At 49.3% G+C, this 14,931-nt stretch carries 12 protein-coding genes; 6 read left to right on the top strand and 6 right to left on the bottom strand.

All coding sequences use genetic code 11. The features are described from left to right. Positions 1 to 292: 292 nt before the first annotated feature. From M1L52_RS12855 to M1L52_RS12840, 4 genes are read right to left on the bottom strand one after another with little or no spacing between them, the layout of a single operon-like run. Positions 293 to 508 carry a carboxymuconolactone decarboxylase family protein gene (locus M1L52_RS12855; RefSeq protein WP_248615448.1) on the bottom strand — a complete coding sequence of 72 codons (216 nt, stop codon included), beginning with the start codon at positions 506 to 508 and terminating at the stop codon, positions 293 to 295. 1 nt (position 509) lies between these two features. Then, the gene (locus M1L52_RS12850; protein ID WP_248615447.1) at positions 510 to 1,682 is read right to left on the bottom strand and encodes an iron-containing alcohol dehydrogenase; all 1,173 of its coding nucleotides are present in this window, start codon (positions 1,680 to 1,682) and stop codon (positions 510 to 512) included. Between the two features lie 14 nt (positions 1,683 to 1,696). Further along, positions 1,697 to 2,542, bottom strand: coding sequence for an aldo/keto reductase (locus M1L52_RS12845; protein ID WP_248615446.1), 846 nt, complete (start codon positions 2,540 to 2,542; stop codon positions 1,697 to 1,699). A gap of 54 nt (positions 2,543 to 2,596) precedes the next feature. Next, positions 2,597 to 3,232 carry a flavodoxin gene (locus tag M1L52_RS12840; protein WP_248615445.1) on the bottom strand — a complete coding sequence of 212 codons (636 nt, stop codon included), beginning with the start codon at positions 3,230 to 3,232 and terminating at the stop codon, positions 2,597 to 2,599. A 135-nt stretch (positions 3,233 to 3,367) separates the two neighbouring features. Here M1L52_RS12840 and M1L52_RS12835 point away from each other — a divergent pair, with 135 nt between their 5' ends. The 6 genes from M1L52_RS12835 (at position 3,368) to M1L52_RS12810 (ending at position 8,290) form a co-directional block, all read left to right on the top strand. Continuing rightward, complete coding sequence (locus M1L52_RS12835) at positions 3,368 to 4,192, top strand: AraC family transcriptional regulator (RefSeq protein ID WP_248615444.1); 825 nt, start codon at positions 3,368 to 3,370, stop codon at positions 4,190 to 4,192. 58 nt (positions 4,193 to 4,250) lie between these two features. Beyond that, positions 4,251 to 5,156, top strand: coding sequence for a helix-turn-helix domain-containing protein (locus M1L52_RS12830; protein WP_248615443.1), 906 nt, complete (start codon positions 4,251 to 4,253; stop codon positions 5,154 to 5,156). 95 nt (positions 5,157 to 5,251) lie between these two features. Beyond that, on the top strand, positions 5,252 to 5,935 hold the full coding sequence (locus M1L52_RS12825; RefSeq protein ID WP_248615442.1) for a RibD family protein: 684 nt from the start codon (positions 5,252 to 5,254) through the stop codon (positions 5,933 to 5,935). A 19-nt stretch (positions 5,936 to 5,954) separates the two neighbouring features. Beyond that, complete coding sequence (locus M1L52_RS12820; RefSeq protein ID WP_248615441.1) at positions 5,955 to 6,545, top strand: cyclophilin-like fold protein; 591 nt, start codon at positions 5,955 to 5,957, stop codon at positions 6,543 to 6,545. Between the two features lie 65 nt (positions 6,546 to 6,610). Then, positions 6,611 to 7,147: a flavodoxin family protein gene (locus tag M1L52_RS12815; RefSeq protein WP_248615440.1), complete on the top strand. Its 537-nt coding sequence runs from the start codon at positions 6,611 to 6,613 to the stop codon at positions 7,145 to 7,147. 18 nt (positions 7,148 to 7,165) lie between these two features. Next, positions 7,166 to 8,290: an alpha/beta hydrolase gene (locus M1L52_RS12810; protein ID WP_248615439.1), complete on the top strand. Its 1,125-nt coding sequence runs from the start codon at positions 7,166 to 7,168 to the stop codon at positions 8,288 to 8,290. Positions 8,291 to 8,741: 451 nt separating this feature from the next. On the opposite strand, the gene M1L52_RS12805 is transcribed toward M1L52_RS12810, so the two are convergent. Both M1L52_RS12805 and M1L52_RS12800 read right to left on the bottom strand, forming a co-directional pair. Then, positions 8,742 to 9,902, bottom strand: a complete 1,161-nt coding sequence (locus M1L52_RS12805) for an IS4 family transposase (protein ID WP_317231464.1) — start codon at positions 9,900 to 9,902, stop codon at positions 8,742 to 8,744. 548 nt (positions 9,903 to 10,450) lie between these two features. Continuing rightward, a complete protein-coding gene (locus tag M1L52_RS12800; protein WP_248615438.1) occupies positions 10,451 to 14,830 on the bottom strand; it encodes a family 78 glycoside hydrolase catalytic domain in 4,380 nt (1,459 codons plus the stop codon). Positions 14,831 to 14,931: the final 101 nt, after the last annotated feature.

Genomic DNA, 14,931 nt, shown 5'->3' with positions numbered 1-14,931 from the left:
AACCATGTCCCCAACTGGGACATAACAAAAAGGAGGCTGTGTCAAAACCAACTGACACGGCCTCCTTCAGTTTTTGTCAACTCTTTTCAGTCTCAGCATTTGTAAAACACTCCGTTACAGACTGCCTATTTTATGAGCAGAATGAATAAAAAAAGAACCGATGCAAGTACCTGTTTGCCAAGTACTTGCCTATTTAAAGGAGAGCATGAGGGAAATATGGATGCAAGTCACTAAAACTCATGCAGAATCTTTCATAGACGAATGGATCAGACAAGTCAGGAGTACTAAAGTATCACTGATAGTAGAGTTGCGAGAAGGCCTCCTTCAGTTCGTTGATGGTTACGCCCTTGTTGAGAGCCATACGCACGGTAGGCTCCAAACGATTCATATCACCCTGTGCCATGAGGCAGGCACACGCTGCCAATCCCTTTTGACGCTCCGTCAGCGTCTGTGCATCTGCTGTTGCCATCATCAATAATGCTACAAATAAATAGACGATTCGTTTCATATTACATGCTCTCCTTAAGAATCTCTGTCACGTCTGACTTCGTCAGATTCAGATAACCGGCGGGATAGCAGATGGTGCCCTCGGTGATGCCGGGAATCATATCTTCAGTGGCACCCAGTTGAGTGATGGTCAAGGGCAGACCAATCTCCTGCATCCAGGCTTTCAGGGCCTGCAGACCAGCTTCGGCTATCTGTTCGTCGGTCATTCCGTTGCTCTGGATATCCCATACGTTTTTGGCGAAGCGCACAAACTTAGACAGACCGTTCTGCATGGCGCGGCGATAGTAGGCCATTGAGACAGATGCCAGCGCATAGCCGTGTGGGGCATGTGTCCAAGCCCCCACGCTGTGACCAATCATGTGAACCATCCAGTCCTGCTGCTTGCCCAGCCCGATAAGGGTGTTCAGTGCCCATGTGGCTGTCCACATGATGTTCGAGCGTGCCTCGTAGTCCTGAGGATTCTTTACAGCGATGCGGCTGCTGTGGATGACAGAACGCATCAGTCCTTCAGAGAGGTAGTCGCTGGTGTTGTCATCGAAGTCCGAGAAGTACTGCTCCATGATGTGGTTCATGATGTCGTAGATACCCGCCTTCATCTGGTTCTCGGGTACGGTCATCGTGAACTTCGGATTGAGGATAGAGAACTTAGGCATCAGACGACTGTCGAACACATGCCCCACCTTGAAAGTATGCTCTGCATCTGTAATCACAGTGCCGGCGTTCATCTCAGAGCCTGTGCCAGCCATCGTCAGGATACAGCCCACAGGCAGCAGTCTCTGGTCCTTAGCGGGATTTTCCTGCTTCAGCCAGAACTTGTCCCAGTAGTCGCCTTCATAATAGACAGATGCAGCCACGGCCTTTGAGTAGTCGCAAACGCTGCCGCCGCCAAGGGCAAGGATCAAGTCTACCTCGTTCTCGCGGGCAATCTTGACGCCCTCATGCAGTTTCTCTAAGGTGGGATTGGTCATCACGCCTGGGTTCTCAACGATAGTCTTGCCTGCCTCTTTGAGGATAGCCACCACCTGGTCATAGATGCCGTTACGCTTTACACTGCCACTGCCGTAGTTGAGCAGCACCACTGGGCCGTAGCCCTTCAGTTCGTCCTTGAGGAAGTTCAAAGACTCATCACCAAAATACAGTTTGGTGGGGTTGTAATAAGAAAAGTTTCCAAGCATAGTTGTATTTTTTATTATCCGTAATTCTGAATTAAGTATTTCACAAACTGTGGGTCGCCGAAGTTGATGATGCCCGTGTCGTGCTGGTTCAGCTGGGCAATCTGAGCCATCTCGTCATCGCTCAGCGTGAAGTCGAAGATGTCAAAGTTTTGCGCCATACGCTCCTTGTGGCTCGACTTCGGAATAGCCACGACACCGCGCTGGGTGAGCCAGCGGAGGGCAACCTGAGCAGCACTCTTACCATATTTCGCTCCGATGGCAGTCAGCGCCTCGCTCTTCACGATGCCGTCAACACCCTGTCCGCCAAGCGGTCCCCACGCCATCATCTTCGTGCCAAACTCAGCATGAATCGGTTCGATGTCTGTCTGCTGGATGAGCGTGTTGCACTGCAACTGGTTCACCATCGGCTTCAGCTCTACATAGTGGGCGAAGTCGAAGAAACGTCCTGCCTGAAAGTTTGACACACCGATAGCACGAACCTTGCCTGCACGATAGGCTTTCTCCATCGCCCGCCATGTGCCGAACACATCGCCATAGGCCTGATGGATGAGCAGCAGGTCGATGTACTCCGTCTGCAACTTGCGCAGGCTCTCATCGATGCTCTTAGCAGCCTGTTCTTCACCAGCATTAGATATCCAGACCTTTGTTACAAGGAACAAATCTTCGCGCTTGATGCCACTCTTGCGCCAGGCATTGCCAACGCCATCCTCATTCTGGTAGGCCTGTGCCGTATCAATCAGGCGATAGCCTACACTTAATGCATCACTCACGCAACGCTCACACTCTTCAGGGCTTACAAGAAACACACCGTAGCCCAATGTCGGCATCTTGACACCGTTTGATAATGTAATGTATTCCATATTAATGATTTACAATTTGACGATTTACCATTTACAATTGATTTAATGATTTGGCTATTTACTCCCCTCGCCATTCGGAGAGGGGTTGGGGGTGAGGCTTTTCAACCACTTCTCGACCTTTTTCTTTTCCGTACGCACTTCGTGACCATAGATACTGAAGCCCTTTGTAACATTTGCACCAGGGAATGCATCCTCCACATCCTCTACACAGTTGGCCAATCCAGAACCTTCGTGGGTGGTGAAAGGGATGACGGTCTTGCCCTTCAGGTCATTAGCGTGTTTCTTGAAGAAAGTAAACATTACTTGAGGATAAGTGCCCCACCATACAGGTCCACCAATGAACACCGTATCGTACTTTGACAAATCAATGTCGCCCTCATACTCGGGCAGCTCGCCGTTCCTTGCTTCTTCCTGCGCCAGTTTGATGAGCGGGTTGTAGGCCATGCCGTCATACTTGTGGGTAACGATTTCAAACTGCTCAGCGCCCGTCAATTCTGTGATGTAGTCGGCCACAATCTTCGTGTTGCCTACCTCAATGTTTCCTACTGCGTAGTTGTCTCCCGCATGCGAGAAGAATACTACCAAACTTTTACCATCCTTGTTCATAACTTTCTCCTGTTTTGCGCCACCGCTGCAAGCTGTGGAAATCAGCAATGCTATGGCGGCTGTGATGATACTTTTGATATTCATTTTAAATATACTTTTGGATTTGGGTGCAAAGTTACGACGATTTCCTGATACTTTTGTTTCACAAATTACTTCACAATTTTCACTTTTTGCAGAAAATGTTCTTTTATATACAAAATAATGTGTAATTTCGCAGCCATGAAGGCAGATTTTCAATATTCAACAGACTTCTACGGGATGAATTCCCGTGAGTTGAGCGACACTTGCATGCACCTGTTGTGTACGGCGGGCGAGGGCAGTTTTGTGTTCAACGAGCGGTGCTACCATATCACGAAGAACGACCTGGTGGTGATACCGATGCCTGCCCGTGTCAGCAACCTCGCGGCGCATGATGATATGCGGGTGGAGTGGTTCGCCGCCGACTACAAGTTCCTGCAGAACCTGCTGCCGTCGAACAACTACAGCATCGGTGGCAGTATCTCGCTGAACCAAGACCCCGTCATCAAACTCTCTGACGAACAGGCACAACACCTGCTGGATGATTTCCATCGTCTTCGTGACCGCATGGACGACAGACATGTACAGTTCTATCGCGAACTGATGGGCAGTCTCTGTCTGACGATGATGTACGATATCTTCGAGGCCCATGCCCAACGAGATTCTACAGATATCCACACCGACCGCACAGCCTACATCGTGAAACAACTGATGGCTCTGCTTGCTACAGGCATCAGCCGGACGGAGCGTGAGGTCACTTATTACGCCGAGCGCCTGAACGTCTCGCCCAAGTACCTCTCCGATACCGTGAAGCGCGTGACGGGACATAGTGTCACCTCATACATCGACCGACACACCGTACCTATATTGAAAGACTATTTGAATGATGAACGCCTGTCCCTCACCCAAATAGCCGACCTGATGAACTTCACGTCACTCTCTTACTTCAGCCGCTACTGCACCAAGCATCTTGGCCAGTCGCCAAGCGAATACCGTCTGAGTTTGCAACCAAAGCTTGATTTGTAAGACTCATTTATGTTATTCTGCAGTTAATTCGAAGAAAATTAGTAACTTTGTACCCGCAATGAAGTTGGATCTGTATATCAACGAGGCTAACGACTATGCACGTGACATTCGTGTGCCAATCCTACATCCCCACGTCGCCATTATCCATTACGACGAGGTGGGCGAGATACGCCATTCGCTGAACCGCATCGACTGCTACGGCATCTTCCTGCAACGCGAGTTCCCTGAGAACCTGACCTACGGCATAGGCATCTACCACGAGGGCGACGGCTCGCTAATTGCTTTTGCTCCGGGACAAATTGGGGGCAAACGCGATGACGGCAGCAAGCGGCAGTATCACGGTTGGGTGCTGCTGTTCGACCCTGTATTCATCCACGGTACGGAGATTGAACGACGCATGAAGGACTACCATTTCTTCTCGTACAACAACAACGAGGCACTCTTTCTGAATACCGAAGAGAAGGACACGTTATCGGGTTTGATGGCGAACATTCGAAGGGAGCTGCAAACAACTGATGACGATAATGTACAGAACGACATCGTGCGAGACTACATCCTGCTTATTCTGGACTACTGTAACCGTTTCTATGTCCGCCAATTTAAGGAGATGACAGCTGGCAGCAGCGACATCCTAGCCCGATTCCAACAGGTGCTTATCGACTACTACGACAAAGGCCGTCAGCGCACCGGGGGGCTCCCCAGCGTGAAATACTGTGCCAGCGAGCTGTGTCTGTCGCCTGGCTATTTCGGCGACATCGTGCGTGGTGCTTTGGGAGAGAGTCCGAAAGACTACATCAGAGGTTTCATTATCATGCGTGCCAAAAGTCTGATGCTTGGCGGCATGAGTATCACGCAAGTGTCCGATGCGCTTGGTTTCGAGTATCCTAACCATTTCACCCGCCTTTTCAAACAGCTAACAGGGCAGACTCCCTCACAATTTTTCGCCGAACAGCGCGAAAAATAAACAATCATCATTTTTGGTAGATTTATCCGTAATCCGTCTAAGCGGAGTATGGCTAAATCGTCGTACCTTTGCAGCGAATTTTAAAACAAACAAGAATGAGACCATACGTAATTTGCCACATGATGGCTTCGCTCGACGGCAGGATAGACTGTGCAATGACAGAGCAGATTGACGACACGAACCACTACTACGAGGCACTAAAACAATTCGATTGCCCTTCGACGCTGGAGGGCAAGACAACGCTGGCGATGCACTATGCACAGACTGGCGAATTCCAACCGCAGAAAGCGCATGAGAATGCCGGGCAACAGATTTATCGGGTCACAGAGGCCAACGGTTATGCCATCGGCGTTGATACTCGCGGCACGCTACTATGGGACGACGACACCACGGAGCTGTTCGGGCGTCCGCTGCTGATGATACTATCGGAGCAGGCCAGTCAGGAGTATCTGAACTATCTGAAGCAGAAACACATATCTTATATTACCACGGGGCGCGATGGCATCGACCTAGCATCGGCTTTAGAGACGTTGCGCACGGTGTTCGGCGTGAACCGTCTGGCCGTAGTGGGTGGCGGACATATCAATGGATCGCTGCTCGACCAGGGTTTGATCGACGAGGTGAGCATAATGTACGGCTACGGCATTGACGGGCGCGAGGGCATGGCTGCTGCCTTCGACGGTAGAACGAGGGAGCGGAACCCCGTCCGGCTGGCCTTCAAGAGCGTGGAGGAGCAGGACGGAATCGTGTGGATGAGATACCAGGTCGTGAATTCATAATTGAAATTTGAGAATTGCGATGAAACAGATTTTTATGATTTTAGCTGCGTTGCTTGTCATGTCATGCAGCAGAGACGAGATTCAAGCACAGACAACGAACTACGAGACAATGACAACAAAGATGTACATCACTATCGATGGAAGGACTGAGGCCGTCACGCTGACCAATAATAGTGCCACGCAGGCATTGGTCGCCAAATTGCAAGAGGCATCTGTCACGGTAACGCTTAACTCCAGTGGCGGTTTTGAGATATGGGGGGCACTGGGATTCTCGCTGCCAACAAGCAACGAACAGATCAATGCACAACCTGGCGACATCGTCCTTTACAACGGTAGCAATATCTGCATGTTCTACGGCACAAACTCATGGAACTACACACTTCTGGGTAAAATTGACGGATTGTCGGAAAGTGAGCTGCGTACGTTCTTAAAGGCCGGCGAGAGCAACATTAGCGTCACATTATCGCTGAGCAATACCACAGGCATTAGTCAGGTTAAAGCTGACGGTAGCAAGTCGAGGGCATATACACTTAGTGGAACTTTGGCTCAAGTCGGACATAAAGGAATAATAATCAAAAATGGCAAGGTTGCAATTAAGCGAGTGAAATGAAAACTTGATTTCATTTCCGAGCGTGAGCAAGCTCGAATGAAGTTCAAAAAGATAATCAGATAAAAATGAAAAAAGTAATTGTTATATCGACTAGTCTTCGTCACGGCTCAAACAGCGACATGTTAGCAGACAAGTTCGTGGAAGGTGCAAAGAGTACCGGAAACGAGGTAGAAAAGATTTCTCTCGTTGGTAAGGAAATCCAGTTCTGTAAGGGTTGCTTTGGCTGTCAAAAGCTGGGCAAGTGCGTTATCAAGGATGATGTGAACGACATTATGGCAAAGGTGCTGGAGGCCGATGTGGTAGCTTGGGCTACTCCCATCTATTATTATGAGATGAGCGGACAGATGAAGACTCTCATTGACCGCATGAACGCCATGTACTCGCAGGACTACAAGTTCCGTGATGTCTATCTGCTGACAACAGCTGCCGAGGAAGAGGAAGAGACTCCGAAGCGTGCTGAGATAGGACTGACGGGATGGATTGACTGCTATCCCAAGAGTCGCCTGGCAGGAACACTTTTCTGCGGAGGTGTGAACGAAGCTCGTGAGATAATGGGTAATCCCAAACTCCAAGAGGCATTTGAATTAGGAGAAAAGGTATAACATAGAAAGTAGAGAAAAATGAAAAGGTCTTTTTTCGCCACGATACTGATATGCAGTATCCTCGTAGCATGTAACAACAAACAAACCACTAATAACGATATGGAACAGAAGTTAGAATTGACTCAGGAGTGGGACAAGGTGTTCCCGCTGAGCGAAAAGGTGAACCACCAAAAGGTGACGTTTAAAACACAGTATGGGCTGACTTTAGCTGCCGACCTTTATACTCCGAAGGATAGCAAAGGTAAGATGGCAGCAATCGCCGTCTCGGGTCCTTTCGGAGCCGTCAAGGAGCAGTGCAGTGGTCTTTATGCCATGAAGATGGCAGAGCGTGGTTTCGTGGCACTGGCTTTCGACCCTTCATATACGGGTGAGAGCAGCGGTGAACCGCGTCGTACAGCTTCGCCCGACATCAATACTGAGGACTTTATGGCTGCTGTCGATTTTCTGTCGAAACAGGACAATGTGGATGCCGAACGTATTGGCATTATCGGTATCTGCGGTTGGGGTGGCATCGCACTGAATGCAGCCGCTGCCGATACCCGTATCAAGGCAACCGTTGCGAGTACGATGTACGACATGACACGTGTGAGCGGCAACGGCTATTATGATGCCAACGACAACGAGCCTGACCGTCATGCCGCACGCGAGGCACTTTCCAAACAGCGCCTTTCAGATCCGAAGGAAATGGCAGGTGGAGTCATCGACCCACTGCCTGATGATGCGCCACAATTTGTTAAGGACTACTATGATTATTATAAAACAGAAAGAGGCTATCATGCACGCAGCGGCAACTCCAACGATGGCTGGCGTGTCATCGGCACCCAGGCCTACGCCAATAGCCGCTTCCTATATTATATCAACGAGATTCGCTCTGCCGTCCTCGTGATGCATGGCGAGAAGGCCCACTCCCGCTACTTTGGTGAGGCAGCTTATCACTATATGGTTGATGGTAAGGCAGAGGGGTACAAGTTTGTTGGCGAACCCAATCCCAACCCAGAGAACAAGCAGCTGCTCATCATCCCAGGAGCCTCACATTGCGACCTCTACGATGGTGGATATACTGAACTCGTAGGTAAGGGCGAACCCAAGAATATGATTCCTTGGGATAAACTGGAGGAGTTTTTCAAAACGTATTTGAGATAGGATTAATATGTCAGTCACTTTAATATTCTCTGATATAATCGCGTTTGCTTCTTGTCAAGATTCGATATCTTTATCTGAACCTTGGTTGGGCGTGGCACGTCTTCATGTAAAGACGAAAGGAGTCTCGTTATAACCTGTTCGACGTTTGTAAATTCTGAGTCCTCAATTACAAATATACATTCACCGCAGATGAACGCCTCTCCGCGAATAAGATTATACTTCGACATTTTCTCAAATAAGATACTAAAAAGGGACCTGCCCGAGCGGACAGGTCCCTTTGTTAATTATATCAGAGTGATAATTACTCCTCGACGGCTGCCTGCGCGGCGACTAGACAATGCTGATTATCAGCTACTTATAGAGTTGGTGTAAAGTACTGGCATCTCTTTTTAGACTCATTCTGCCCATTTGGCTCATTTGCTTTGCAAATACACTACTGTCCGGTTAAATTTCACCAAAGCGAAAGTTGGCGGTCATCTTCCGGATTTTGATTAATAATTGGTTTGTCAAAAAGTTCATTCAGCGGAGTCCTCTCAAAGAGAACTTGGCCGATGACATTAGAGAATATGTAAAGATTTTGTTCGATATGATACATCTTCAGAGCAATAATAAGCAGCAGGTAGTCACAGATGGCAATCCATATCTGTGTGAAGACTGCGTTTTGGGACGTCCCATAGAACGTCTTGATGTGCAGGTGCTGCTTGATCCATTTGAAGAACGTTTCGATAGTCCAGCGCTCTCGGTACAGTTCCGCAATGGTAATTGCTTCAAGGGTGAAGTCATTCGTCAGGAATCGATACACTACGTTCTGCGCAAAGTCCTCATAGACGACCAGACGCAACAAATCAGGGTACTTCTTGGCTGTAAAGAGACCAGTAAGACTGATGGACTCGTCAGAGATGACGCCAGTCTGCCTGTCAACCTCTCTTGCCTCGAATACGGAATATTTCATGTTGTCCTTTGCTCTGGTTACAAAGTAAGCCTTCTGCTGTTGGAAGAGACGGAACAGACGGTCAAAGTCCACATAGCCTTTATCCATCAGATAGTAAGCCCCTGCTTCTACAGGCAAGCTGTCCATAGCCTGAGTATCATGCACATTGCCAGGAGTAAGCATGATGAAGTTGGGTATGTTGTTCTTTACATCAATCAAAGTGTGCATCTTGAAAGCACCTTTGTCATGATGGAACTTCGCCCATGGACAGAGATGCAGACACAGGTTGATGGTACTGCTGTCAAAGGCATACACCATATTGTCAATTCCCAACCGATAGTATTCATCTTTATACAGGACTTTAGCCCTCTCGACAAGTACCATTGCGTAGTCCTGATAGATACGCCAGTCCTTCTTCTCGTTCATGTCGGCGAGAGTGGACTTGGGCATCACCTTCAGACCGGCATGATACAACTTGGAGTTGAAAGCAGTCAACTGAGCCTCTATGCTACGAAGGCTTGCGCTGCTGGTCAGCTGAGCATAACTCATGACAAGGAACTGGTCACGGCAAGTGAATCGTCTTGCATGAAAATCCCCTCTATATCTGTCAATACATTTCCTGAGCTCGTAGTCAGGGATGAGAGACATCAGTTGCGAGAATACAGTATTTCCGGCATTCATATCCTGTGCTATCTTATATATGAGACAGTACAAAGATAAAAAATCAAATCGGAAAATTTTTAAATCGCTGTATCTCATTGAAATTTAAACATTTAATTAACGTTCGGAAAAATTTAACCGGACACTAGTGTTGCAAATATACAAATAAATCTTTGAATTCAGACCCATTATTCTCATTTATCGTGCAGAATAAGAATCTTTTAACAAAAAACAAGGTCAAACTGGAATCTAATCTTTATTATTTCAATCAAAAGAAAAGAGCCGGATTTCAACCTTGTAAGTTTAGGTTTAAGTTTAGATGATCTTATATATATAAAAGGTAAAGTAAACCCAAACTTGGTTGAATGTCATTATTTGTTTGACTTCGGAAAATTCTCTTTTTACTGAAAGAATAATCAAAGTTAAGGTCATAATTATATGGCAATACATCTGAACCGACATATTGCCATACAAATGAAATAGCTTCACAACCAAATCCCCTTTCGTCAAAGATAATGCAAGATTGTAAATGGACAGTTCTATCGTCCTCTTCTGAAATTGTTATCTTGCTACTCATCTGTTAGGAATTGCCGGATCCACTCCAGCGACTTTTGGAAGTCCTGTGGATTGAAACCATGACCAGCCTTGGGAATGACTTTCAGTCGGGCATCCTTGTAAAGTTTGACGGCACGGCGGGAGTAGTCTATCGGTACCACGTTGTCGGCATCTCCATGAATGATGAGAACGGGACGGGTGTATGATTCCACTGCCTTATAGGGGTCCATGTCGCGCAACTCCATAAAGAATCGGCGGCCAAGGGGTACTTGCCAGACGCGGGTGGTGTCGGGGATGTCGGTGGTGTGAGGATAGCGACTGTTCCAATTGTCGGGGATGCACAGGGCAGGGAAAACCAATACCAGCTTGCTTGTCTGCTGACTCATGGCAGTTGCCGTCAATGCCGAAACCAGTCCTCCCTGACTCTCTCCAATCAGTACGATATCGGTCGTATCCACGTCTGGACGTGAACAGAAATGGCGGACAATAGCTTCCAGATCGCTCTGCTCGTCAAATATGGACATGTTCATCGTGTTATTGTCACTTCGGCTTCCTGTACTACCACAGGGGAAGTCGAAGGTGTAGCACATATAGCCCAACTCACTCATGGTCTTGAAATAATTCCGGCCCCAGTCGTGGGTACCATTGAATCCGTGGGCAATGATGGCCACGGGATGCTTTGCCTGTCCATTGTTCGGACTGCTCAGCACGCCATAGATGTTTCGTTGCCCATTCTTGATCCACAGTTCTCGTTCGCGGACAGGTTGAGATGAAATGCTGTGCTCGCCCGCACCGACAGTTGCCGTTCTGCCGTCAGGCAGGTGCAGTTCTGCGTCAGAGCCTTCGGGGATAGAGACGCTGATGGTCCATTCCCCACTCGCCATGTCGCGCGTCCAGTGGCAGGATACCTTTCCTCGGTGTGTGGAGAGAGAGGTCTTTGCCCATGTCACTTCACCCACCATCTGCGGAGCAATGACAATGTGACGCCAAGCGTTGTCGGTTTGCCGTATGCCTCCCACTGCGCTATAGAGCCATTCCATCAGATGACCCAACATCAGGTGGTTGTTCGACACGTCGTCGTAGGCTTGCCAACTTTCGGTGAGGGCGGTAGCTCCCTGCTTCAATTGGTAGGCGTAGCCAGGTATGCTGTCACTGCGGTTCATCCGATAGACGATATCGCTGCGCCCATTCTGCTGCAAAGCCTGCACCACGTAGCGGAAGCCCACATCGCCAGCTGTCAGCGCATAGCTTCGCTGCTCAATATCGTGCACAAGGGCATCCAGTGTGCGCTGACGCAGGCTATCGGCGGCGATGCCGGTATAGAGAGCCATTGCCAGTCCTGTCTGGCTGCCATTCTCATAGACCTTGTCACTGCCATTGTAGAACTGACGGGCAAAGGCCTCCTTCACCTTTTCAGCTGTACGGGCAAATGCTTCTGCATCGCCATTTCGCCCCAGATGACGAGCTATCTGCTGCATCACGGTCAGCTCATAATAGTACATGGCAGTTGCTGAGAGTGCCACACTGGTGAGTTGCGCCTTGCCTGGTCGTTTCGGACCTATGTCAAACCAGTCGCCGAGTCCGTAGTTGAGAATGCCACCTTCGGCACGAGAGCCAAGATAGGCGATATAGCGCTTCATGGCCTCATAGTGCTTTTGCATGGCACTGTCGTCGCCATACCACTGATAGGTGTACCAAGGACAGAGAATGAACGATGCCCCCCATTCGGGTGTGTCCTCAAAGCCGCTGCCCAGTTCAAACTGCGTGTACTCGGGCGCTATGGTTGGGATGGCTCCGTCACCGTGCTGAGAGTCGGCCAGATCGTCGGCAATCTTGTTCATCAGCGAGCGTATGTCATAACGGTACATCATCGAGAGCGCCATCAGATGGTTCTGCTCCTGCCAACCCAGCTTCTCTCGGGTTGGACAGTCTGTGGTGATGCTGACAAGATTACTGCGTATGGCCCAGTCGATGAGCGTATGGATGCGGTTGAAAAGCGTATCGCTACACTCGAAGCTGCCTACTTCCGCTGCATCGGTCGTCGTGTGCAGTCCTGTTAGTTCCAGTAGTTCCACACCCTCGTCGGCTCTTACCTCCACATAGCGGAACCCCGTGTAGGAGAACTGCGGCTGCCATGTCTCGCCCTTGGTATCGCCACTGAGGGTGTACTGCCACTCATAGCCAGGCATGCTCTTTTGTGATATGGCTCCGTTTTTCAGTATCTCGGCAGGACGCAAACGGATGGTCTGTCCCCGTTTCCCCTTCACTTTGATTCGGACAATCCCTGAGCAGTTCTGTCGTGTGTCGTATATGCCAGGGGCTATCTCAGTCGTTGGCAGTTCTTGATGTATCTTGACATGGGTGCCAGCCTGTTGCTTAACCAGTTGTACATCCCAGTGAGGATGGGTAATGATGGCAGGATGCGGCTTGGCCAAGAGCGTTGCATCGCGCCACTCACCGCTATAGATGCTTGTATGACGAATGCCACTCTCACGGGCCTTCCATGTAGCATCGCTGACAAAGTCCTTGTGCTGACCATCTTTAAAGTCAACATGCAGACAGAAAAGCAGCTTCGGCGCACCGCTGGAGCCAGCCATCTTGTGATAACCACGGGTGCTGATGTCGTACATGCCACCTCCCAACATCACCTCAATGGCCACCTTGCCGTGCTTGGCTTGCTGCAAGGCTTGTGTGACATCCAGCTCGTTATAGAGCAGTTCACGGTTGTACATCGTCCAGCCAGGTGACAGAAAATGATTGCCCATCTTCTCTCCGTTGATAAACAGCTCGTATTGTCCCAGTCCACAGATGTCCACCCATGCTCTCTTCACCTGACCTTTCACTCGGTAAGTCTTGCTGAGGACAGGCATACGGTAGCTTTTCAGCGATTGCCCTTCGGGACTGTTTGCTTTAAGCAGATGAATGTAGGGAAACAGAATGGTGGAGTCAGCTTCCAACGCAATCCACTTGGCATGGGCAAAGTCATCGGTCTGCGCTTCCTCTATCTTCCATTCCCATACGCCTCGAATACCATGAGTGATGTGTACCCTCAGATAGCGGAACGACTGGTTGATACTGTCAATGTGTGGTGACATGATGCGCAGGTCATCGTGTCCGCCACATGTCTGCCATGTGATTCCATCGACAGAGCCTTCCAACCTGTAGGCATGACCAGCTGTGGGACGGACAAAGGCGAGACTGCTGTTACCTATGCGGCGCACCATGCCTAAGTCTGCCATCAGCCAGCAATCGGTGGTGTCGGCAGAAGATGCCATCCATCGCGACCCATTGGAGCCATCGACAGCAAACTCTGGCACAAAATACTCCGTACGCTGGCAGCGCTTGTCCAATTTGTAGGGAACCCTTTCTGGTTCTGCAACCGACGAAACACTCATCTGTACGGGCTGCAACAAATGTCTTGTGCGCATCGTCTGTCGCAAAGCGCCAACGCCGTTGAGCGTCACCCTTACCTGACGGATGGTACCATCGTCGTTGAATTCCAACTTGTTGGCATAGATTTGCCTGTTGGTACTGTTGCGACTGAACTCCAAGAACACCAGATAGTAGTCGTCAGTGCCCTCAGGATGGAATACGCAACCATGTCCAGGCCCGAACACACCTGTATCAGCGTCGGTGGTGCAGACCACATCCTGCCGAGGTGTCTCGTATGGACCGAATGGACTCTCACGGCTCATCTGATAGTAGTATTCATAGCGTTCCAGCGCCATCTGAGTGTAGAGATAGTAGTAGATGCCCTTTCGTTTGAAGAAGATGGGCCCCTCGGTATATTGCTTTTTGCGGGTGTCGATGGTGACAAGCGTGTCGATGGTTGTCATGTCGTCCTTGAGCCTTGCCACATTGCGGAGTCCCCAGATGGCATAGGGTGTGCCGTCATCGTCGATGAACATCTCGGTGTCGATGGCACAGACACTGTCTTTTTCCAGCAGACGGTTCTCTATCGTAAAGCGATTGCCCTTTGCTAAGTGAAACGGTCCTTCGTGACTATCGCTCACGGCAGGATACATATAGCCGTTAACCGTAGGGTAGATATACCAATGTCCGTTCTTGTAGACGGGTTTGCTAGGTGCCCAGTATTTCTCGCCCACAGCCTGTGGGAAATAGGTTCCATCGAAGCTCCAATTAACGAAATCCCGAGACTTCCACACCACCGGTGGACCCGACGTTTCCAGCCCTTGTCCGTAGCCGTCGGTGGTGACATAGCAATAGAACATTCCATTAATCTCAACAACGCTGGGGTCGGCCACCATATCGGGAATCAGCGGATGGCCAAAGGGATTGAAAGGCAGGTCCTTGTTCATATTATTCCCTTGTCGAGCCTGCAGATTCAGTGCCATGACCAGTAGGCAGAAAATTGTTAGGTGTCGTTTCATCATATTATCATTTGTTTTACAATCCGCAAAAGAGGCAAAAATCTTCACGACAAGGCAAAGATAAAAAAGCCCATTCTTGTTGCAAAAATACAAAATAATCTTGA

The organism is Prevotella sp. E13-27 (assembly GCF_023217965.1).
Classification (GTDB): Bacteria; Bacteroidota; Bacteroidia; order Bacteroidales; family Bacteroidaceae; genus Prevotella.
Note: the sequence above shows the minus strand (reverse complement) of the source record. Positions and strands in the feature narration are given on the sequence as shown.